Source organism: Sphingomonas bacterium (assembly GCF_903642285.1).
Classification (GTDB): domain Bacteria; phylum Pseudomonadota; class Alphaproteobacteria; order Sphingomonadales; family Sphingomonadaceae; genus Sphingomonas.
Genome location: NZ_CAHJWJ010000015.1, coordinates 47,482 through 69,140, shown reverse-complemented (window position 1 = coordinate 69,140; position 21,659 = coordinate 47,482). Strand labels below are relative to the sequence as shown.

At 60.1% G+C, this 21,659-nt stretch carries 22 protein-coding genes; 7 read left to right on the top strand and 15 right to left on the bottom strand.

What is annotated here, in order from left to right; all coding sequences use genetic code 11:
* The first annotated feature begins 7 nt into the window (after positions 1 to 7).
* A complete protein-coding gene (locus HUU99_RS09325) occupies positions 8 to 1,471 on the top strand; it encodes an ArnT family glycosyltransferase (protein ID WP_174286305.1) in 1,464 nt (487 codons plus the stop codon).
* 9 nt (positions 1,472 to 1,480) lie between these two features.
* On the opposite strand, the gene HUU99_RS09320 is transcribed toward HUU99_RS09325, so the two are convergent.
* From HUU99_RS09320 to sucC, 4 genes are read right to left on the bottom strand one after another with little or no spacing between them, the layout of a single operon-like run.
* Positions 1,481 to 2,422, bottom strand: a complete 942-nt coding sequence (locus HUU99_RS09320; protein WP_174286304.1) for an electron transfer flavoprotein subunit alpha/FixB family protein — start codon at positions 2,420 to 2,422, stop codon at positions 1,481 to 1,483.
* A complete protein-coding gene (locus HUU99_RS09315; RefSeq protein WP_174286303.1) occupies positions 2,419 to 3,180 on the bottom strand; it encodes an electron transfer flavoprotein subunit beta/FixA family protein in 762 nt (253 codons plus the stop codon). The genes HUU99_RS09320 and HUU99_RS09315 overlap by 4 nt, the downstream gene beginning before the upstream one ends.
* Before the next feature lie 9 nt (positions 3,181 to 3,189).
* A complete protein-coding gene (locus tag HUU99_RS09310) occupies positions 3,190 to 3,432 on the bottom strand; it encodes a hypothetical protein (RefSeq protein WP_174286302.1) in 243 nt (80 codons plus the stop codon).
* A 15-nt stretch (positions 3,433 to 3,447) separates the two neighbouring features.
* Positions 3,448 to 4,647 carry an ADP-forming succinate--CoA ligase subunit beta gene (gene sucC, locus HUU99_RS09305; RefSeq protein ID WP_174286301.1) on the bottom strand — a complete coding sequence of 400 codons (1,200 nt, stop codon included), beginning with the start codon at positions 4,645 to 4,647 and terminating at the stop codon, positions 3,448 to 3,450.
* Positions 4,648 to 4,738: 91 nt separating this feature from the next.
* Between sucC and HUU99_RS09300 the strand changes: the two genes are divergently transcribed.
* Positions 4,739 to 5,269, top strand: coding sequence for a sterol desaturase family protein (locus HUU99_RS09300; RefSeq protein WP_174286300.1), 531 nt, complete (start codon positions 4,739 to 4,741; stop codon positions 5,267 to 5,269).
* 24 nt (positions 5,270 to 5,293) lie between these two features.
* Positions 5,294 to 5,626, top strand: a complete 333-nt coding sequence (locus HUU99_RS09295; protein ID WP_174286299.1) for a PilZ domain-containing protein — start codon at positions 5,294 to 5,296, stop codon at positions 5,624 to 5,626.
* A gap of 211 nt (positions 5,627 to 5,837) precedes the next feature.
* Here the strand turns inward: HUU99_RS09295 and HUU99_RS09290 are convergent, their stop codons facing one another.
* The 9 genes from HUU99_RS09290 to HUU99_RS09250 all read right to left on the bottom strand — a co-directional run bounded on the left by HUU99_RS09290 (position 5,838) and on the right by HUU99_RS09250 (position 17,503).
* Positions 5,838 to 8,984 (bottom strand): type I restriction endonuclease subunit R, encoded by a 3,147-nt coding sequence (locus HUU99_RS09290; RefSeq protein ID WP_174286298.1) that lies wholly within the window; start codon positions 8,982 to 8,984, stop codon positions 5,838 to 5,840.
* Entirely contained in the window at positions 8,981 to 9,280 is a 300-nt protein-coding gene (locus HUU99_RS09285; RefSeq protein WP_174286297.1) for a hypothetical protein, read from the bottom strand. The genes HUU99_RS09290 and HUU99_RS09285 overlap by 4 nt, the downstream gene beginning before the upstream one ends.
* 6 nt (positions 9,281 to 9,286) lie before the next feature.
* On the bottom strand, positions 9,287 to 9,667 hold the full coding sequence (locus tag HUU99_RS09280; RefSeq protein ID WP_174286296.1) for a hypothetical protein: 381 nt from the start codon (positions 9,665 to 9,667) through the stop codon (positions 9,287 to 9,289).
* A gap of 8 nt (positions 9,668 to 9,675) precedes the next feature.
* Positions 9,676 to 10,992 carry a restriction endonuclease subunit S gene (locus tag HUU99_RS09275; protein WP_174286295.1) on the bottom strand — a complete coding sequence of 439 codons (1,317 nt, stop codon included), beginning with the start codon at positions 10,990 to 10,992 and terminating at the stop codon, positions 9,676 to 9,678.
* On the bottom strand, positions 10,982 to 12,565 hold the full coding sequence (locus tag HUU99_RS09270; RefSeq protein WP_174286294.1) for a type I restriction-modification system subunit M: 1,584 nt from the start codon (positions 12,563 to 12,565) through the stop codon (positions 10,982 to 10,984). Before HUU99_RS09270 ends, HUU99_RS09275 begins: the two co-directional genes overlap by 11 nt.
* 37 nt (positions 12,566 to 12,602) lie before the next feature.
* Positions 12,603 to 15,764 carry a DNA polymerase domain-containing protein gene (locus HUU99_RS09265; protein WP_174286293.1) on the bottom strand — a complete coding sequence of 1,054 codons (3,162 nt, stop codon included), beginning with the start codon at positions 15,762 to 15,764 and terminating at the stop codon, positions 12,603 to 12,605.
* On the bottom strand, positions 15,761 to 16,123 hold the full coding sequence (locus HUU99_RS09260; RefSeq protein WP_174286292.1) for a hypothetical protein: 363 nt from the start codon (positions 16,121 to 16,123) through the stop codon (positions 15,761 to 15,763). The genes HUU99_RS09265 and HUU99_RS09260 overlap by 4 nt, the downstream gene beginning before the upstream one ends.
* A gap of 11 nt (positions 16,124 to 16,134) precedes the next feature.
* A complete protein-coding gene (locus HUU99_RS09255) occupies positions 16,135 to 16,716 on the bottom strand; it encodes a hypothetical protein (RefSeq protein WP_174286291.1) in 582 nt (193 codons plus the stop codon).
* Positions 16,717 to 16,810: 94 nt separating this feature from the next.
* Positions 16,811 to 17,503 (bottom strand): hypothetical protein, encoded by a 693-nt coding sequence (locus tag HUU99_RS09250; RefSeq protein ID WP_217430808.1) that lies wholly within the window; start codon positions 17,501 to 17,503, stop codon positions 16,811 to 16,813.
* Between the two features lie 94 nt (positions 17,504 to 17,597).
* Here HUU99_RS09250 and HUU99_RS09245 point away from each other — a divergent pair, with 94 nt between their 5' ends.
* Positions 17,598 to 18,350 carry a CRISPR-associated endonuclease Cas1 gene (locus HUU99_RS09245; RefSeq protein ID WP_174286289.1) on the top strand — a complete coding sequence of 251 codons (753 nt, stop codon included), beginning with the start codon at positions 17,598 to 17,600 and terminating at the stop codon, positions 18,348 to 18,350.
* On the top strand, positions 18,347 to 18,679 hold the full coding sequence (locus HUU99_RS09240) for a CRISPR-associated endonuclease Cas1 (RefSeq protein WP_174286288.1): 333 nt from the start codon (positions 18,347 to 18,349) through the stop codon (positions 18,677 to 18,679). The genes HUU99_RS09245 and HUU99_RS09240 overlap by 4 nt, the downstream gene beginning before the upstream one ends.
* Here the strand turns inward: HUU99_RS09240 and HUU99_RS09235 are convergent.
* The gene (locus HUU99_RS09235) at positions 18,669 to 18,929 is read right to left on the bottom strand and encodes a helix-turn-helix domain-containing protein (protein ID WP_174286287.1); all 261 of its coding nucleotides are present in this window, start codon (positions 18,927 to 18,929) and stop codon (positions 18,669 to 18,671) included. The two genes, HUU99_RS09240 and HUU99_RS09235, sit on opposite strands and share 11 nt — an antisense overlap.
* Before the next feature lie 100 nt (positions 18,930 to 19,029).
* Between HUU99_RS09235 and HUU99_RS09230 the strand changes: the two genes are divergently transcribed.
* The gene (locus HUU99_RS09230; protein WP_174286286.1) at positions 19,030 to 19,887 is read left to right on the top strand and encodes a hypothetical protein; all 858 of its coding nucleotides are present in this window, start codon (positions 19,030 to 19,032) and stop codon (positions 19,885 to 19,887) included.
* Positions 19,888 to 20,063: 176 nt separating this feature from the next.
* On the opposite strand, the gene HUU99_RS09225 is transcribed toward HUU99_RS09230, so the two are convergent.
* The gene (locus tag HUU99_RS09225; RefSeq protein ID WP_174286285.1) at positions 20,064 to 20,225 is read right to left on the bottom strand and encodes a DUF1674 domain-containing protein; all 162 of its coding nucleotides are present in this window, start codon (positions 20,223 to 20,225) and stop codon (positions 20,064 to 20,066) included.
* A gap of 77 nt (positions 20,226 to 20,302) precedes the next feature.
* On the opposite strand from HUU99_RS09225, the gene HUU99_RS09220 reads away from it, so the two are divergent.
* Positions 20,303 to 21,625, top strand: coding sequence for an RsmB/NOP family class I SAM-dependent RNA methyltransferase (locus HUU99_RS09220; protein WP_174286284.1), 1,323 nt, complete (start codon positions 20,303 to 20,305; stop codon positions 21,623 to 21,625).
* Positions 21,626 to 21,659 lie beyond the last annotated feature (34 nt).

Below are 21,659 nucleotides of genomic sequence, written 5' to 3'. Positions count from 1 at the left end.
AGGAAGGATGGAGATTCTTCCGACCGCGCGGACGATCGTCCGCGGCCGCCTCGTCGCGACCTGGCACTGGCCCGTGCTTACGGCGATGCTCGTGCTCGCGGCGCTCGCATTGGGGTGGATCGGCTATGCCGCGTCGGACGATGCGGCCTATTATCTGGCCGCACGGCACTGGCTCGTCGCGCCGCCGTTCGCCGGTCACGATCATTGGGCGACGCGTTTCCCGCTCGTGATCGGGCTCGCCGCCGCGATGCGCGTGATCGGCGAGGGTGCCCCCGCGCTGACGCTCGTCGCGCTGTCCTGGTATGCCGCGTTCCTGATCGCGGTGCATGCGCTCGCGGTGCGGATCGGCGGAGCGCGGGCCGGCTGGATCGCGACGATCCTGCTGGCGACGATGCCCGTCGTCGTCGCCAACGCGACCACCGCGTCGTGCGATCTCACCGAAGCGACGTTCCTGCTGGTCGGCATCCTGCTGATCGGCGACTGCGCGGCGACCGACGCCGCGACGCCACGGCGTGCGGTGGGTGCCGGGCTGGCGTTCGGCACCGCGATCCTGTGCCGGGAAACCACGGCGCTGGCGCTGCTCGGCTTCGTACCGCTGTTCATGCTCGGCCGGCCGGTGCCGCGGCGCGCGATGATCGCGATGGGGCTTGCCTGCGCGCTATTGCTGGCGGGCGAGGCGCTGTTCCAATGGCTGGCGACCGGACACCCGCTCAACCGCTGGGACGTCGCATTCCATCACGACAGTCATATCGACCGCGCCGCCAATCTGGAGGGGAATGTCCTCGTCCATCCGGCGATCGACCCGCTGCTCGTGCTTCTCATCAACGACGATTTCGCGCTGATCTTCTGGCTGGCGATCGCGGCGGTCGCGCTCCGTGTCGACCGGATGCTGGCGGCACCGGCAAGGCGGCGGATGACGATCCTCGTCGCGCTGGGGCTCGCGACCTTCCTGCTCGTCGGCGCGCTCTATACCAAGCTGGTGCTCAACCCGCGTTATTTCATGCTCCCGGCGATCGGCGCGGCGGTGGCGGTGGCGGTCTGGCTCGACCGCGCGCGCCTGCGCGTGCGCGCGGCGGTGCTGACCGTCGCGGTCGCGACCAACCTGCTGATGCTCTCGATCGAGAATACGCATCCGCGCTGGGCGGCACAGGCACTCGTGATCGCCGCACGATCGCTGCCGACCACGCCGATCGTCACCGACGCCGCGACCTATCACCGCGCGCTGATGCCGATCGCCTGGAATCGCCTGACGATGGTGGAGCGGGGTGAACCGAAACCGGGGGCGCTGTATTTCTCGCCCGACTACCATATTCCCGCGCACGCAACGATCGTGTCACGCTATCCGTCGCCGCGGACCCCGCTGGGCGCGGTATTGGACGATCTTGGCATCGCCCGATTCGTCCCGGCTTCGATCCGCCGCCGCTTGCTTACGCCGAACCCGACCGCATCGCTCGTACGGGTTGCCGGCTGAACCACGGGCTCACAGCTTCTCCGTCAGCTCCGGCACCAGCTTGAACAGATCGCCGACCAGACCGATGTCGGCCACCTGGAAGATCGGCGCGTCCTCGTCCTTGTTGATCGCGATGATGGTCTTGCTGTCCTTCATCCCCGCCAGATGCTGGATCGCGCCCGAGATGCCGACCGCGACATAGACTTCCGGCGCGACGATCTTGCCGGTCTGGCCGACCTGATAGTCGTTGGGGGCATAGCCCGCATCGACCGCCGCGCGCGATGCGCCGACGCCCGCGCCCAATTTGTCCGCCAGCGGATCGATCAGCTCGTGGAACTTCTCGCCCGACCCGAGCGCACGGCCGCCCGACACGATGATCTTCGCGCTGGTCAGCTCGGGGCGCTCGTTCTTGGCGATCTCGGATCCGGTGAAGGTCGACAGGCCCCGATCCGCACCGGCATCGCCGGTCGATGCGACCGCCTCGATCGTGCCCGAACCGCCCTCGGCCGCGGCCTTTTCGAACGCGGTGCCGCGCACGGTCAGGACCTTCTTCGCGTCCGACGTCTGCACCGTCGCGATCGCGTTGCCGGCGTAGATAGGGCGGGTGAAAATGTCCTCGCTCTCCACCGACAGGATATCGCTGATCTGCATGACGTCGAGCAACGCGGCGACGCGGGGCGCGATATTCTTGCCGTTGGTGGTGGAAGGCGCGACGAACGCGTCGTGATGCCCCATCAGCTCGGCGACGAGCGGCGCGACATTCTCGGCGAGCGCGTGCGCGAACGCGGCGTCGTCGGCGACATGCACCTTGCCGACGCCGGCGATCTTCGCGGCCGCAGCGGCAACGCCGTCCACACCCTGCCCCACGACGAGCAGATGGACTTCGCCGAGCTTCGCCGCGGCGGTCACCGCGGACAGCGTGGCATCCTTGACGGCGCTGCCGTCATGTTCGACCCAGACGAGCGTCTTCACTTGGCCACTCCCATCGCGTGCAGTTTCATCACCAGTTCGTCGACATCGGCGACCTTGATGCCCGCGGAACGCTTGCCCGGCTCGACGACCTTCAGCGTCTTGATCCGCGGCGTCACGTCGACACCGAAATCGGCGGGCGTCTTCTGCGCCATCGGCTTGGACTTCGCCTTCATGATGTTGGGCAGCGAGGCGTAGCGCGGTTCGTTGAGGCGAAGATCGGTGGTGATGATCGCAGGCAGCGTCAGCGTATCGGTTTCCGACCCGCCATCGACCTCGCGCGTAACGCTGACCGATCCGTCCGCGATCTCGACCTTCGACGCGAACGTGCCCTGGCCCCAGCCGAGCAGCCCGGCCAGCATCTGCCCGGTCTGGTTGTTGTCGTCGTCGATCGCCTGCTTGCCGAGGATGACGAGGTCGGGCTGCTCCTCCTCGACGATCTTGGCGAGCAGCTTGGCGACGCCGAGCGGCTCGACCCTGTCCTCGCTGACGATCAGGATCGCACGGTCCGCGCCCATCGCGAGCGCGGTGCGCAGCGTCTCCTGGCTTTTCTGCTCGCCGATCGAGACGACGACGATCTCCGTCGCGTCGCCCGCCTTCACGGAAGCTTCCTTCAAGCGGATGGCTTCCTCGACCGCGATCTCGTCGAACGGGTTCATGCTCATCTTGACGTTCGCCAGGTCGACGCCCGTCCCGTCCGCCTTCACCCGGGGCTTCACGTTATAGTCAAGCACGCGCTTGACGGGGACCAATAGCTTCATCCTCTTACCTCAATTTGTCAGGTCGAGCCGGCGCTCTACACGGTCGAGCCTGTCTCCGAACCGATCCATCTGTGTCTGCATGTGAGCCGTCACCTCGGCATCACCTAATTGATCGCGGCGAAGCGCCAGGACGGCGCTATGCGTTTCCGACTGCCGAACCTTCAACTCGCGTATATCGCGCTGCATGCTGTCGAGCGTCGCCTGAAATTTCTTCAGATGCTCCAGCATCAGGTTGTCGACATTGTCGGTCACCACCTACCTCCTGATTCACGCCGCCTTCTGCACCTCGGCGACGATCTTCTTCGCGGCATCGCCCAGGTCGTTCGCAGGCACGATCGCCAGGCCGGAATTCGCGAGGATCTCCTTGCCCTTCTCCACATTGGTGCCTTCCAGCCGAACAACCAGCGGCACCGAAAGGTTCACCTCTTTCGCCGCGGCGACGATGCCGTCGGCGATGATGTCGCAGCGCATGATGCCGCCGAAGATGTTGACCAGGATGCCCTTCACGTTGGGATCGCCGAGGATGATCTTGAACGCCGCGGTCACCTTCTCCTTGTTGGCGCCGCCGCCGACGTCGAGGAAGTTCGCCGGGAACATGCCGTTCAGCTTGATGATGTCCATCGTCGCCATGGCAAGCCCCGCGCCGTTGACCATGCAGCCGATATCGCCGTCCAGCTTGATATAGGCGAGGTCGTATTTCGACGCTTCCAGCTCGGCCGGGTCCTCCTCGGTCTCGTCGCGCAGGTCCAGCAGATCCTTGTGGCGGAACATCGCATTGCCGTCGAAGGCCACCTTGGCGTCGAGCACCATCAGCTTCCCGTCGTCGGTGACGGCGAGCGGGTTGATCTCGATCTGCTCGGCATCGGTGCCGATGAAGGCATCGTACAGCTTCGATGCGGTCGACGCGGCTTGCCTGGCGAGATCGCCCGACAGTTCCAGCGCGGCGGCGACGGCGCGGCCGTGGTGCGGCATGAAGCCCGTCGCCTGGTCGATATCGATCGCGTGGATCTTCTCGGGGCTGTCGTGCGCGACGGTCTCGATATCCATCCCGCCCTCGGTCGAGGCGACCATCGACACGCGCCCGGTCGCCCGGTTGACGAGCAATGCGAGGTAGAATTCCTTGGCGATGTCGACGCCGTCGGTGACGTAGAGGCGGTTGACCTGCTTGCCATGCTCGCCGGTCTGGATCGTCACCAGCGTGTTGCCGAGCATGTCGGTCGCCGCCGCGCGGACCTCGTCCTCGGTCTTCGCAAGCCGCACGCCGCCCTTCGCATCGGGACCCAGTTCCTTGAACTTGCCCTTGCCGCGACCGCCGGCATGGATCTGCGCCTTCACGACATAGAGCGGCCCGGGCAGCTTCTTCGACGCCTCGACCGCTTCCTCTACGGACAATGCGGCAAAGCCCGTAGGGACGGGGACGCCGAACTTGGCGAGCAGTTCCTTCGCCTGATATTCGTGGATGTTCATGGGTGCCGCGGACCTTTTCGAGGATCGGGAATGTCCCGCCTAAGCACGGCCCGGCTCGCCTTTGCAAGGGCGGACGCCTATAGGGCGCGCTATGCACTGGCCGATCGCGACCTTGTTGTTCCTTGTTACCGTCATCGGCATGGAGGCGTTCGCCTATGCCGCGCACCGCTGGGTGATGCACGGGTTCGGCTGGTTCCTCCACGAAAGCCATCACCGCGCGCGTGCCGGCAATTGGGAACTCAACGATCTGTACGCCGCGATCTTCGCGGTGCCGTCGATCATGTTGCTGCTGGGCGGGGTGCAGCTTGGCTGGTGGTCGGGCTTCACCTGGATCGGGGCGGGGATCGCCGCCTATGGCGCGATCTATTTCGGGTTCCACGACGTCATCGTCCACCGCCGGCTGCCGACGCGGTATCTGCCGAAATCGCGGTATATGAAACGGATCGTGCAGGCGCACCGGCTGCATCATGTCGTGGAGACGAAGGCGGGGACGGTCAGCTTCGGTTTCCTGGTGGCACCGCGTCCCGAGGCCCTGAAGGCGGAGTTGAAACGGCGGCGGCATGCCGGCGTGCGGGCTCCCGTTTCGAGCGCGCCACCGACCGGGGCGTTTGCGGAAAAGTAACCTCCTCGCGCGATAAGGGTCGCCATGACCCAGCCCGCCTTCCACGATCCGATCGAGCCGGTGACCGGCGAAGAGAATCGCCATGCGCTCCGGCGTTCGGTCAAGATGCGCGCGCACCTGCGCGACCGTGGCCAGACCCGCTTCGAGATCGAGGTGACCGACCTGTCGCAATCGGGCTTCCGCGCGGAAACCAGCTTCACGCTATGGCCCGGTACGATCGTATGGCTGACGCTGCCCGGCATGGCCGCGCTCGAGGCGGTGGTCGCCTGGCGCGACAAGTTCAAATATGGCTGCGCCTTCGCCAAGCCGATCCACCCGGCGGTGTTCGATCACATCGTCGCGCTCGGCAATCGCTGAGGCGAACGGGCGAAGGCCTGCCTTCCCCCGCCCCGGCGAAGGCCGGGGTCCAACTTCCAGCCGCTTGTGGCGGCGCAAACCGCTTCGTTGTCAGACCTGCGTATCTGGACCCCGGCCTTCGCCGGGGGGTATAGTGATACTGGTAGGAAATTGAGCCGCTGACCACACTTTTGATGACTGCGGGTGGTTTCGGTTCAACCTCCTCAAATTGTCATGTTGACCAATCAGTCGCGATCGCACTCGCCTGTTCCAAAACGAGGTCAACCGCTGCTCTTTGCAAATCTGGAGGGTAGCCATATCGAGCTAGAAGTTTTCGCACTTCAATGCGCATTTTTGCTCGGACGCTTTCCTTCTGTGTCCAATCAACCGTTACCGTGCTGCGGATAGCCTTAACCAGCAGCTGTGCCAATGTGCGGAGCGTATCGCGCTCCATCAAATCCCTGGCTGACCCGTTCTCCGCCAAAGCATCGTAAAAGGCCAACTCCTCAGGTGCCATGCCCAGCTCATCGCCACGCCTTGCGGAGGAAGAAACGTCACGCGCCAACGCAATCAACTCATCAATAACCTGCAAGCTATCGACTGCCCGGTTGTGATAGCGTTTCAGCACATCGTCCAGCCGTTCACTCAGCTTACGGGCCTCAATGATGTTCATCCGTTTGCGGGCCTTGATGTTGCCGTGCAACAACCGTCGCAACGTTTCAACTGCCAAATTGGGTTGCTTTGACTGTTTTACTTCTAGCAGGAAATCATCCGATAGGATTGCAAGATCGGGCCGCTCAAGGCCCGCGTCCTTGAACACGTCAAGAATGCCATCTGACATTACGGCTTGCGACATTAGCTGGCGGATTTCCTGCTCCATCGCCTGCCTGCCGCGCCCGTCCTTACCAGCCGTGTATTTTACGAGGTTCGCACGCAATGCGACGATTAAAGCCACTTCCTGACGTTTGGCAGAGGCGCGTTCATCACCCGATGCGATGGCAAAAGCCGCTTCAGCTTGGGTCGCCAAATCAACGAACTCCGCGCGATGATCGCTTGATAGTATTTCCTCAAGGCATTGTTTAAGGATGGTCAGGCGGGCGGTTGGTTCAGCGTCGAAGAACGCTTTCCAGTTGACCTTGCCGAGCAAGGAAAGCGCGGATTCAACCTTCGTCAGAAGCTGCCTCACTGCCTCATCAATGTTGAGGCTGACTTGCTCCTGATCGCGGGCGCTGTATTGCGCCAATGCCGCCCGCAACTCCGCACCGATGCCGAGATAATCGACGATCAGGCCGCCCGGCTTGGAACCGAACACGCGGTTGACCCGCGCAATAGCTTGCATGAGGCCATGTCCACGCATCGGCTTGTCGATATAAAGGGTGTGAAGGGAAGGCGCGTCGAAGCCTGTCAGCCACATGTCCCGCACGATCACAAGGTCAAAGCCGGACTGTGGATTTTTGAAGCGGTCTGCCAACTCCTCCAATCGCGACTTGGTGCGTATATGCGGCTGCATTGTCTGTGGATCGGCATTGTTGCCGGTGATGACGACTTTCATCATACCATCGCTGTCATCCGCCGGATCAGCGCCAACCCACGCCGGGCGCAAACGGGCGATCTCATCATAAAGGGCAACGGCGACCTGGCGACTGATCGCCACGATCATTCCCTTGCCGCCTCCCATTGCAATTTTGCGTTCCTCGAAATGGGCAACGATGTCAGCGGCAACGGTTTCGACGCGCTCTTTTGAGCCAACAATTTCCTCAAATCGGCTGAACTTTGCCTTCAGCTGTTCGGCGGCGCGCACGTCGCTGCCTTCAGTAAGTTCTTCGGCCAGCGCGTCCAACTCTTCGCGTTGTTCCGCATCAAGCCGCAGCATCAGCTTGGCTAGCCGGGCGGAATAGTGGATTGGCACCGTCGCCCTGTCGATGACCGATTGGGTCATGTCGTAAGTGTCGATCACGTCGCCAAACACCGCCGCCGTGCTGCGATCCCTTTCGTCGATCGGCGTACCGGTGAAGCCGATAAAGGTCGCGTTGGGCAGGGCTTGGCGCAGATATTCAGCGAAGCCCACTTCTTCGCGTACTTCATCGCCGCGTGTCACAAAGCGGCGGTTGAGGCCGTATTGCGAACGGTGCGCTTCATCCGCGATCACGATCACGTTGCTGCGGCTGGTGAGCAAGGGATGCTCGCCATCATCGCCCCGAAACCGCTGGATGGTCGTAAATACCAACCCGCCAATATCGACCTTGAGCTGTTCCCGCACTGCCACCACGGTATCGGCGTTCTGCGGCGTGCCGCGAATGGCGCTGCTATGCGCGGCGAAAGTCTTGAAAAGCTGATCGTCTAAATCGTTGCGGTCCGTAACCACAACAATCGTCGGATTTTTGAGCTTCTTCGCTAGTTGAAGCTGGCGGACGAAGAACAGCATGGTCAGCGATTTGCCGCTGCCTTGGGTGTGCCACACCACGCCCCCCTTGCGGTGCCCGCCTTCGCCCGCTGCCTTGACTGTTGAGATCAGTGCTCGGCGCACGGCATGGAACTGGTGATAGCCTGCAAGCTTCTTCGATTTGACCACGCCATCGGCCATTTCAAACGCCGTATAATCGAACGCCAGGTCTAGAAACCGCGCCGGATCGAACGCGCCTTTGATAAGCACTTCGAGTTCCGCCCGGTCAAAGTCGTCATGCTTTTCGCCGTCGATGGTCCGCCATGGCTGGAATCGGTCCGCTCCTGCCGTAAGCGAGCCGATGCGCGCTTCCATTCCGTCGCTGATTACCAACGCCGCGTTGAAGCGGAACAGTTCAGGTGCCTTGTTCTTGTAATTCTGGAGTTGCTCGTGTGCACGTTCCATCGTGGCGTTTTCATCGGCAGGATTTTTTAGTTCTAGCACCGCTAGCGGCAAGCCGTTGATGAACAGCACGATGTCTGGCCTGATCGTGTGCCGCTGTGCCTGCACCACAAACTGATTTGCGGCGATGAAGCTGTTGTTTTCGGGCTTCTTCTGGTCGATCAAGCGCAGGCGGACTGTACGGGTTTGGCCATTTTCGTTCAATTCCACCGGAACGCCGAACACCAGCAGCTCGTGGAATGCCCGGTTGTTTTCGAGCAGATTTTGGGTTGGCGCAGCCAGCACGGCCCGCACCGCCGCTTCAACCATCGTTGAGGTTGCATCGGGATTGAGCGTTGCGAGCGCATCGCGAAGTTGCCCTAGCAGCACCGTTTGCTTGTAGTCAGTCCGGGCGCTCATAGGCCCATCAGGGGCCAGATAATCTCCGCGCAGCACCCGCCAACCGGATAGGTCGAGCCAGCTCAGGGCCGCCAGTTCAACCGCGCCCTCGTTAAAGCGGCCGGGAGGAGAAGTGCCACCGGTGGGATAGGTCATGCGGCAGCTTCCTGTTCCCCTTCGGCGGGATTGGCCAGCCGCCATTCGGTAAGTGCTGCCTCATATTGCGTGGCGTCCAACGTGAAGAGGATGCGGCTGGGTTCAAAAATCGACCCGGCGATTTTCACCAGCTCGTAATCACTGTCGAGATTGTCGTTGAATGCGCCTTCCAAATCATATGACGGGCCGGACGGCCCTTCCACTTCTTCGGACGGTCGGCTCCACGCAACATCGAGCAGGAACGATACGAGCGCATCGCATAGGCCGCCCAACATGTAGGCGTGCTGGCGCTGCAAAACCGCTCAATCGAGCGCGCCGCCATGGCGCATGTTGGGAATATTGCTCAGGCGGGCAAGCGCGGTAGTCGTTTCCTCAATGCCCTTAATAAGTGCGGAAAGCTCTTCATGGATCTTATCACCGTCTGGGTGATCGATCATCGTGAAGTCGAAGGCTTCGATAACCTTGGTCATGCGACCGGGTAAGCCATCACGGCCAAACTCGATGTTCAAGGACAACCCGATGGAAGCCTGGGCTGCCTCAAAGATCGTGCGGACGCTGGCAAGGCAGGTGTTGGGTAGTTGCTCGATGCTCTGTTCCAGCGCCCGGACGTGCAACTCAAGATTGCCTGCCCGCTCCGGGTGTCGTTGGATGAGGTTGCGCAGGAGCTGGAGCTGATAAGCCATGAGTCCCTCTATGCAACCGCGATCACGGATTGAGCGCCTGCCACGCGCAATTCGCCGGACAGCAGTTTGGGCAGGATCATGTCGCGGAGCTGTTCCAACTCACTCGACTCTCGTTTGAGCAATTCTATCCTGTCGATCATGTCGGCTGTCGCGGTGGAAAACGCCTGAGCGACTTTTTTACAGACAACAACCACCGCAGTTGCCGAGACCTTGTCTGGGTTCACGGCCGGATACGCGCCCCCATGACCAGCCGCCAATTGTTCAAGCCATCGAATATTATCGATGCTCGTAGCCGCGAAATAGACTATCTCTCGATAGATCACTTCCTTTGGCCGCAAGACTGCAAATCCTGTGCTAACGGTTAGACCTTCCCTACCGACAAAGGCATATGAGCCGTTGCCGGGGCGGACCGTGCCAAAAATAGTATCCCCTGCACGCGCTATACGTCGTGCGCGGCTGGGGGCGTCTTCCCATCTATATTGCGCTGTTCCGTCTATATTTCCCCACTTGCAGTTTGAGAGATCAACATATTCGACTTCTTCTGGGTGTGATGACGCCTTCCAGCTTTCTGAGTTGGTATCAGCTAAGTCATCTAGCGAGCCGCTGCGCCAGCCATCCGGCAATCCCTCATCGTCAAAGCGGTCCGGGAACAGCGCGGCGATTTCGGCAGATTGGCCGGTGTCGCGGCCTCCGGCTTTGGCGTGGACAGGGTCAAAATCGACAAACCAACTTTTGAACAGCGCTCGTGCCGTTTCCTCAAGTGTAGCGGCCATTTGGCGGTTGAGGTCAAGTTTGTCCTGAACCGCTTGCAATGCACCGGCAATCCGCTCTTGTTCACGCCGCGAAGGCAACTGGACCATCATAATCCCAAGATCGCCCTTGGTTACGTGGCCAAGCCCAGTGGTCTGTTTGTTGCGTGCAATTTCCTGAAAGTTGGGTTGCAAATAAAGCATGAGGAAGCGAAAAAAACGCCTATCAATGCCGTTACCTGGCAGGACACGAAAGATGTGCTGATTCAGCCAAGCATCGCCTTTATCCCAGACAAATGTTCCGATTGAGGTTTCCGGTTGGCCCGACCAGCAAAATAGAAGGTCCCCATTGCGCAATCGAACTCGATCATCATAGACTCCGTTCGTGCGCTTTGTTGCATCGGAAAAGCCGCTTTTTATCTCAGCGATCTTTACGACAGGCAGTCCATCGTCCGTGAAGGCGATATTCTTGAAAGCCAGTCCGTTGATCCATTCTGCGAGATGCAAGAGTGGTTGCGGATCAGCTCCGAAATTGAATGCGGGAGCATACAGTTCCGATGGCGCGTCACCAGCCATAGCCAACCTTCTTTAGTTGGTTGCAGATTTCCTGATCCAACACGTTACCGCGCTCCATCTGCGTTTTCAGCGTCGCGGTAAGCCGGGTGATTTTGTCTGAGAATGCTTCGCTATCGGGAGCCCGCGCCGCCTGATCGACATACATGCCGGGAGTGAGCACGAACCGCTTGGCAGCAATGTCCTCGATTTTTACCGATTTGGCGAAGCCCGGCACGTCCTCATACTTGCCGCCCTTTTCGCGCCACGCATGATAGGTATCAGCGATGGTCGCCACGTCATCAGCGGTGAGCTCTTTCAGCGTCCGCGTAACCATCGTGCCGATATTGCGGGCGTCGATGAACAGCACGTCACCGCGCCGGTCACGCAGCTTCTTGTCTTTTACTATGCCGTTCGATTTGTCGCGGGCGACGAACCAGAGGCACACCGGGATCTGCGTGGTCGAGAAAAGCTGGCCGGGCAGCGCTACGATGCAGTCAATCACGTCTTTTTCGATCAGCTTCTGCCGGATTTCGCCTTCTCCTGACTGCTGGCTGGATAGTGATCCATTAGCCAGCACGAAACCCGCGATGCCATGCGGGGCCAGATGGTAGTAAATATGCTGGACCCAGCCGAAGTTGGCATTGCCAGTGGGTGGCGTGCCGAATTGCCAGCGCAGATCGCCCTGCAACCGTTCTTGCCCCCAATCGCTGGCATTGAACGGCGGGTTGGCGAGGATGTAATCCGCCTTGATGCTGGGGTGCATATCCTCGTGGAAACTGTCCGCCCATTTGCTGCCAAGGTTCGCCTCGATGCCCCGGATGGCAAGGTTCATCTTGGCCAACCGCCATGTCGTTGGGTTAGATTCTTGCCCATAGATGGAAATGTCGTTGCGCCCACCTTCGTGCGCTTCGATGAACTGTTCGGACTGCACGAACATGCCGCCTGACCCGCAACAAGGGTCATAGACACGGCCCTTGAACGGCTCGATCATAGCCACCAGCAGACGCACGACGCATCCTGCGGTGTAATACTGCCCACCGCGCTTGCCTTCAGCGATGGCAAACTGGCCCAGGAAATATTCATAGACCCGGCCCAGCACGTCTTGCCCGTGATGTTGATCGCGGAAAGCGAGATCAGAAAACAGCTTTACCACTTCAGCCAGCTTAGTCTGGTCCAGCTCAGGCCGGGCATAGTTTTTGGTCAGCACGCCTTTGAGCGTTGGATTCTCGCTTTCGATGGCGATCATGGCCGTATCGATCAGTTCGCCAATCGTCGGCCTGGTGCTGGTGGCGTTATCCTTCAGATACTCCCACCGTGCATTTTCCGGCACCCAGAACACATTTTCGGCTACATACCAATCCTTCTCCCATGCCATAAAGCATAGTTCGGGATCAGCCATCGCTTCCGCATGGCGCTCGTTGAAACGGTCAGAAATGTATTTGAGGAAGATCAGCCCAAGTGCGACGTGTTTGTATTCCGCAGCGTCCATGTTGCCGCGCAGCTTGTCCGCCGCCGCCCATAGCGGTGCTTCAAACGCCCGAATGCTAGGGCTAATTGGCTCCGCTGCCGTTCTTTTCGGCCGTCCACGAGCCATGCGTACTCCCCCTCGTACAGTCTGGCACGCCCCTTAATTATTGGGAAGGCGTGATTCTAGTCCGAAGATGAGATGCGCTCCCTGACGCGGCGTTGAGGTGACGGCGCAGATTGGACGGATCGATTTCGAGCCGCCGCGCCGTGGCGCGAAGCCCGTCCCGTTTCACCGCCTCCTTGAGGTCGCTTTGCTCGATGTGCCGATCATGCCGCAATTTTGCGCATAAACGTGACGCGTCAGGCAAACGTGAAGCGGCCCTCATCAGAAGGGTTTCCTGCCCTTTGAATGCTTCGCCGGACGCTAGTAACATCAACCGTTTCGCTGAAATCCCTAGCGCTTTCGCCGCTTGTGGCTGGCCAAATTCTGCAACGAACGCGTGCAGTTTGTCGGTCACATCGTCTGGTGCAGCGCCATAAGCTACCTCGCTGTCGAGACACAGCCCAAGCACGGCTTGCCTTTCCCAATCGTGCGATTCCTTCCCGATATGCTGCGTCCCGGTCATGCGTACATGCCGCCTGATCGTCGTCCCCCGGTCATCATAATCCGCATTGAGAAATTTCGATTCAGGCGAAAGATGATATTGGGCAAGCGCGCTGGCGTAGGTTTTGAGCGCGGACGCGGCGACAGGTTGACCGGTGTCCCGATCAAATGCCGATGCGACAGCAATCGCATGGTCGGTATCGAACGGCGCAATTGGCTTCATCTTGCCGGTCTTTTTACGCCGCCCCTTCCGTGGACCGGCGACGACACGTTCGACATCAAATCCAAATGCCTCGGTCATCGACAGTAGAAATCCGAACGGCTTTACCTGATCGCGATAGGCACGGGTTGCGTTGTAGCTTTTGAACCAACCGAGCAATTCCGGCGACGTGGCGGAATAGCGGCTGATCGCGGACCCGCGCAGCGCCGGGTGATAATCGAGCCGGACCTGATCAGGTGTGTCACCAAGCGCGGCGATGACGATGTGATGCCATAAATCGCAGTGCCAGCGTTCGATACCGGTGCCTAAAACGGACTCGTCCGGGACAGGCAATTCGGAGGGCGCTTCATCCTCGCCATACGGTTTGACCAAATGGCCAAGGCCATGCGCTGACACCTTGCGCATGATCGGCGTGCCGTCCGGCGCATAGTTGAACAGCGCGTACCGCTTGGACGAAATAGCGAGACAATGAAGCGGCTCCGGCCTGCCCGTTTCAAGTGACGCATTCACGCCCTCGATTTTCAGGATCGACCCCCCAAAGTCATAGGGGTTGAGCGCGGCAAACCATTCGACCACGGTAGCGCTCCGCCGTCCGAACTCGTCGGGTACCATGTCGTCCGGCTTGGCAATCGCCATGCTGTCCGTGTCGCAAAACGACCAGTCCAAGCCCTGATCGATAATGAGCCGTTCGGCGATGGCGAGCATCAGCCGTGCAGCGCCGGTTATCAACGTTGCCAAAAGCGGGTGAAAATAGGTCCCCGGCATTTCGGCTTTGTCGGTCTTGAAGCTGTACGGCTGGCATGTCGCGCTATGCACCGTCACCGCCTTCCGGAATGGCCGCGTCTCGACATTGACCTCTACCCAAATGCCGTAGCTGGTCGAGTTTGCGCAGATTTTCAGCGCGTGCTGTTCGGTATCGAGCCGGACACGCTCGTCACCCGTGGCGGCTTTCATCTCCCGTTTGACCGATTGGCGAAGTTCGATAACGCGCTTGAAAAAGTCGGTCGTTACCGGGTTCACGCCGTATTCGGGTTTTCCGGCTATATCGATAGGGCGCAAACCGGGTTGCACGTCTCCCGGCGAAAAGGTCATGGCTTCGACAATTTCCGGGACTTTGCCCGTCAGTAATTTGGCGGCGATGCAATCGGCGAGCGTGAACCATAATGGACAGTCGGCACTCAGATAGTTCGCACCAATGGTGGTCGCGGCTTCACCCTCATACCCGGCGCGGACAGGGAAAATGTCGGCATCGGGCAGCACCCGGACGAGTGTCGTCAATCCACTCCACGTCGCTTGCGATTGCAGCGCCGCCAAGTCGATCCGATCGAGCAACGCCCTCGTTTCCTCGATCGTATCGCGCCACTTCATGCCGTCCGCGATCACGAAGCGCCACAGCCCCATCAGCGTGCAGACGGTCGGATACATCGACAGGAAATCACACAACATGACTTGGCGGATTTCGCGCCGTATCCGCACCTCCGATCTACCGCCGTAATAACTCGACATAATCCGGGCTAGAATATGCCGGGGAATGTCGGGCTGCGCTTCGCGCCACGGGACGACGCCCATTTCGCGGATATAGCCTTTGCCGATGCTCGCTTCGCTATAAACCTTTTCCGGGATGGTCCGGGTCAGGTTCAACTTGGCGAACCGTTCGATCAGTTCGACGTAGCATTCCCACGTCGCCTGCACGTCGCGGACCGCATAGCGCACCATTTCGTCGGTCACCGGTCCGGTGAAGTCATCGTAATCGAGCTTTGGATTGGGAACCTGCAAAAATCGCGACAACGTCGATAGCGAAAAGCCCCTTGCAAAGATGGCATTGGCGAGCGTTTTCACGTCAACGAAATGACCGCGGCGAATGCCCGAACGAATGCCGCGATTGCGTTCCCCGCGCATGTTTGGCTGGCGCATGGGTGCCGCAAAGGAAATCGACGCGGCCTTTTGCGACATATGTTTGACCCGGATCGTCGGGTAAATCTTCTGCCCCGACAAAGCGAAGGTGAACGCGCCGCGCATTGTCGCGGTCTCGCTATCTAACGGCACGCGCGCAGTGCCGTGCCGGATCGCCAAGCGCGCTATATCGAAAGGTAGATTGAACCCGACGATGGTGGCGCGGTGCTGATAAGCTTGAGCGAAAAACACCTCGTCCACGAACTCTTCGCGGGTGCGGAGCATCAGGCCGTTGGCGTCGGCATATACCCTCAGTGTGATTAGCTCGTCCGACGTCACGCCGTCCGGGTCGTAGAAGATACCGGATTCTTCCAGCACGTCGACGCTGCGATACTGATAGGTGCCGAACCGCAGCGATTGCGCCGCGTCGCTCGTCGTCTCGGTATCGAAGATCAAGACGCGGCCCGACGACGGCGTAACCGACGATTTGCGCGGCGCTTTTGGCGGTGGTGCATTCTTGTCCGGCAACACTCTGAAAGTCGGTGCTGCATAAGCACGCAGTGCAACCGCAAATTCGTCGGTCACGGGCGGGGCGAGAAAACCGCTCATTTCGCGTCCCCCTCAACCAAGCTGGCCCGGGCGATGAGCGCCAGACCAAATTCTTGCAGTCGCTCCACGATGATGCGGAGCATATCCGCCAGCCCTAAAAGAAAGTGCCCGATCGCACTCAACAGCGGGTCGGCATTGCAATCGACCGGCGGATGATCCTTTTGCAGGTCGCTCAAAACCCGGTGGCAGTTCCGGCAAACGCAAACCGTCGCGTCATCTTGGCCGTGGTCGGCTACGTGGTGCTTTTCAAGGCACTGCCACCGCTGATCGCCGCATTTCGCGCAGCGTGGTTCATTAGAGCCGAGTATTTCCAAGCGCCGCTGTTTGCGGGCTTCGCGAGCAATATCGATCGTATTCACGGGTATTCCTTTCACAAAACGAGCCGGTAGATTTCATGGAAAAGCTCGTCCCCGACATGGGCGAGACGGCGAAGCGTGTTGGGATGAGTTTCGAGCGGGTGAGAAACACCGCGCGCATCGATCACCGATAGGCCCATAAAACGGGCCAACACATCAAGTTCGTTCGTATCGAGATACTTTGTGACAGCGTTCACATAGCTGCTATTAAGGGACGCCTGATCGAACCCGCGCAGCCGCATGAGCGAAACCTTACCTCGCGAGATGACCGGCATTTCGCGGATGCGGTCGTCCGTGATTTTTAAGGTACGACCGCGACCTTCTATCTGGACGTTTTCGCGCAAGAACCGGCGCAAGCGTTCGGGCGCAATTCCTACCGACTTTGCTGCGGCGGCACGGTTGCCGGTCTGGCGCAGGTTTTTTAGTGCCTGTTCCAATCGATCATCGACGGTCGCGGGCTTGGTCGATGGTCGGACGCGCGGTTCGGTATGCCTTGCATGGCCACGGGCCTGCGACCGGGTCAGCCCGCGCTTGGCCGCGTTGGTTATTCGACGCTGATACTCAGCTCGGTAGTTGCGGGGCGTTGGCGAGGACAATGAACGACTCCGTGCCCGGAAATGGGCAACGGTTCGCTAGGATTGTCAGATCGGCGCTAGTGTCGAATCCTCTTATGCTCGTAAGTCGAGAACATTAAGTATTTTCCGAAATTGATTTCCGACCAGTTTTTAAGACGAGGTATTTCGCCAAATTTATATCGGTTAGTCCATTCCCGGTCCGGCGGGGTTGGCCTAATTTTTCTCGAATTAATTCGCAGGCAATTGAACGCGGAATATTCTGAAAGTCGGTTCCATCCGCGATCAGGTTATCGATTGCTGCCATAATAGCGTTGCCCGATCCTGGCCTACCCATTGGCCGTACCGGCTTCGTTGAAACGATCGGTTTTCGTTCGTCGGTAATGCGTACGCGGCCATAACGCTTTCCGTTTACGGATAAATGCGATGCCGTCCAATTTGGCTCGGCATCATCAAAATCAGCGGCCGCAATGACAACGGGCGCAGGACTTGTACTTGGAGCTTCGCGATATCCCGTGGCGGTCAATTCGCCATTAAATAGGCTATCAAGCAATTCATCCTTTAAATCGCTTTCGATTTCGTGTTTTCGAGATAATGCGGCACTTGCCTTAGTGGCGACTTCGACGATTGATGATAGATTTGGCTCCGCCTTTAGATCGGTCATTTCGGCAGCGATCGTGCCAATGAAGCCGGGGGACTGTTCGAGGTCGGCAATGATCGCTGGGTCTGCGAAATGCCGCCACGCATCGGAAAGCGGGACACCGTTGTCCCATATCAAACGTGAAATTGCTGACGGCATGCCAACCTGCAAAAAAAGATCAGATTATACGGTTGGATGGACCAGCCCAGTTAAATTAACCGCTAATTTCGGCGACATATTGCCTGCCGTCTGATAATTTTATCTAATGTATCAAGACGTAAAACAATTCGTTGGCGACGATATCGAATGGGCCGAGCGCTCCGCCCATTGGATTGAAGAAGCTGCGAACCAGCGACGGCCTCGCCGTCTGCGCCAGCGCAACCCGACCCCACTTATATTATGCGGACACGGCGTGTCGCTTCGGATCGAACATGGCGCGCTTATCATTCGCGACGGTTTTACCCATTATCCGCAGCAGCAGACGAAATATCGCTATTATCCTGGTGATCTTGAAACGCCAACGCGTATCCTGTTACTCGACGGCAGCGGCACCCTGTCATTCGACGTGTTGTCATGGCTGGCGGAACAAGGCGTAGCACTGGCGCGAGTGAAATGGACGGGCGAGGTGGCGACGGTTGCCAGCGGCACCGGCTATGCGGCTGATCGTGACAAACTGCGCTGGCAAAACGAAACCCGAGCCGACAACACTAAGCGACTTGGGTTCGCAGCAGACCTCATCCGCCAAAAAGTTACAGCCAGTATCAGGACCCTGGAAAACCATATTCCAGCGTCGCGAGCACAAGCCGTCGCCATCGAAAAAGCGAAAGCTGGGATGGAGAAGCTCACGACGGGTGTGTTTCACGACTTGAATGCGATATTTGCAATCGAAGGCGAGTGCGCATCCGCCTATTTCGCCGCTGGCATGGATTGCCGATCGCGTGGACGGGAACAACACGTCGGCCCGTGCCGGATGGCTGGCAAACGTACGCAGGGCGTAGCTCGCTCGCGACTGGCGTGAAGGCGGAAAATCGGAACGCGTCGCACCCGGTCAACGCCATGTTGAATTACGCCTACGCAGTGAAATTGGCACAGATGCAAATACAGGCAATTGCGGATGGCTATGATCCGACCCTCGGCATCATGCACAATAGCAAGCGGGGAAGTGCCGCGTTGATACTCGACCTAATCGAACCGGAACGCCCTCGTATCGATGCGATGATTTTGGCATTCACACATAGGCGAAAGTTCGCCGCCGCCGATTTCGTCATCCGCGCCAACGGTGATTGCCGCCTGTCACCACAATTGGCGCGGGTGGTCGCGCAGATTGGTGCTTCACCTAATGTCTAGCGGGTTTGCGACCGCGCTTCAGCCCTTTGGAAATGTCATCGCCGGTGGCTGCGAAAAGCTCGGCAATCGAAACTGCCAGCGTCGTCGCTAATCTGTCGAGAATATCCACGGTCGGGTTTTCTTCGCCACGTTCCATGCCACCAAGGTAGGAGCGATCAACCCCGGAATCGAATGCTAGCCGTTCCTGCGAAATGTCGCGTTCGACCCGCAAGCGTCGTAGGTTCAAGCCAACAAGTTCGCGTCCGCGCATGCCGCGACAGCAGACTTTTTGACGGCCAATAAACCACTGGCCATATCCATCATTTAACTCTTTTCCGCTAGTTATCGGCTGCCGGACAGGAGGGTAGCCAATGCGTACTTACCTAAAAATGATGCCTTTGGCTGTGATAGGGATCGGCAGCATCGCCAGCGTCGCGGAAGGTCAAACACCTCTCGATGCCTCGGCAACGGATCGCGCCAGCATGGGTGAATGGTATCGGTTCAACGAGCTATGCCGAGGATCGTCTGACGCGGAAACGATCAAAAACGCTTGTCCAAAACGTGATCGGGCGGAGAAAACGCTAGAGGCGCGGGGTTGGTGCTGGGCTTACGCAGATACCGCCGTTTTCCCTGTCGATTATCGTTGGCACCACTGTTCACAGAAAACGCTTCCCTTGTCAGTGCGCGAGGTAAAAGCGGGTTTTGCTTCCAGAACGATGCAAGAAGGTTCTGCACCAATGCGATCGGCGACGATAGCACGTGATGCTGGCGGCTTTTCGTTAGGAATGTCCATTGGAGAGGCGGCATCGCTGTCGTCGCTGGAAAGTATAGGTGGATATCAATATCAAACGACAAAGAATGGTATCAGATATGATTTTAGCATAACGCCACTGGGGCGGATTTATCGAGTTGACTCCGTGCAGTTGGTTAGACGTTTTGCGATTGATGACATGTTCCTTCGTGCCTTAGCGGTCAAACTAAGCGCAAAATATGGAAAGCCGACAAATGCAACGCCAGAAACCTTCAAATGGTCGCTGATCGAAACCGTTAAGCGAACTGGCGGAGACGCGTTGCCATTCGAGACGAATTGGGCCTCGGCGAACGTTCAAGCTGATGCAGACGGCGTATCCATCCATATCAAATTAATTGATTTCCGCATTTTGTGGAATGATGAAGCGGCGTCGAACCGAGCATCGCGCGACAAGGCTATTAACCACGTCGCGTTCTAGGGACGCGATTACGGAGACCGAAGGCTGATCAGAGGTAAGCCTTAGCGGTAGGGTGATAGCTGGCGTGACACCTCATGAGTTGTGGTCACAAATGCAATTTCCACCCACTATCACTATACCCCCCGGCCTTCGCCGGGGTGGCCTTGCTGTGACGACTCGCGTCAGGCCCGAAAGCATCAGAAATCGATCGCGATGCCCTTCGATTCCCAATCCCCGTAACGCGTGGGATTCTTGCCGAGCGGATCCGTCGTCGACGGTGCGACCGCTTGCGGTTCGGGCACCGGCGGATTCGCAGACAGATGCGCGGGCGGTTTCACGTGGGCGGGACGCTTGGCCATGGCGGACTTTCGGATAAGGGAGGACGCTACATCGGATCGGACCGCCGGTCGGACAAGCCGCCTCGAAAGATCGTCCAATGAATCCGCCCCGCCGCCGCCCATCCTCCGTCCGACCCGTGCGGGAGCAAGCGCCGCGCGGCCCCGTCGAACCGCTCGGCACCGCGCCGCGGCGGGCGGCGTTGCGCGTGCTCGACGCGGTGCTCCGGCGCGGCGAATCGATCGAACAGGCGCTGCCGCAGGCGACGCGTGCGGTGCACGGTCCCGATCGCGCGCTGGCGCACGCCATCGCCGCGGAGACGCTGCGCCGCCTGCCCGATCTCGACGCGCTGATCGATTCGGCGACGAAGCAGCCCTTGCCCGACGATGCGAAGGCGCGGATGGCGCTGCGGATCGCGCTCGCGCAGACCCTGGTGCTTGGTACACCGGCGCACGCCGCGATCGCGACGGTGCTGCCGCTGGTGGATGGTGGACCGAAGCGGCTGGTGCACGGCGTCTTCGGTACGCTCTCGCGCAGCAATGCGGTCCTGCCCGAGGTGCCGACGCTACCCGCCGCCGCCGCGGACCGGTGGCGCGCGGCGTGGGGCGAGGCGGCGGTACAGGGCATCGCGCGCGCGGTCGCCGCGCCGCCGCCGCTGGACGTCACGATCGCCGATCCGTCGCAGACCGATCGCTGGTGCGCGGAACTGGGCGGGATCAGCCTTGCGCCCGGGCATGTCCGCATCGCCGAGCATCCGCCGGTGCCCGACATGCCGGGCTATGCCGAGGGCGCATGGTGGGTGCAGGACATCGCCGCGTCGATCCCGGTGCGGCTGCTGGGGGCGGGCGCGGGCGACGCGCTCGACCTGTGCGCGGCGCCGGGCGGCAAGACGCTGCAACTGGCGGCGGCGGGCTGGACCACGACCGCGGTCGATCTCGCGCCGAAGCGGATCGAGCGGCTTCGCGAAAATCTGGCGCGCACCGGGCTGGCGGTGACGGTGGTGACCGCGGACCTGCTCGACTGGACACCACCCGCGCCGGTCGATGCGGTACTCCTCGATGCACCGTGCAGCGCGACCGGGATCGTGCGGCGGCATCCCGAAACCCTGTACCGCGTGCTGCCCCGCCTGATCGCGGAGATGGCTGAGGTGCAGGCGGCGCTGCTGGCGCGCGCGGCGGATTGGGTGAAGCCCGGCGGATCGCTGGTCTATGCCAGCTGCTCGCTGGAGCGCGAGGAAGGCGAGGCGCAGGCGGAGGCGTTCCTGGCGGCACGGCCGGCGTTCACGGTCGTCCCGCCCGCGCCCGGGCTGCTGCCGGCGGGGATCGCGGCGACCGGGCAGGGCTGGGTACGAACGCTGCCGGGGATGCTGGCGGACGCCGGGGGCTGCGACGGGTTCTTCGTGGCGCGGTTCGTTCGGGCTTAGCCTATGGCGAGGTAGCCACCCCGGCGAAGGCCGG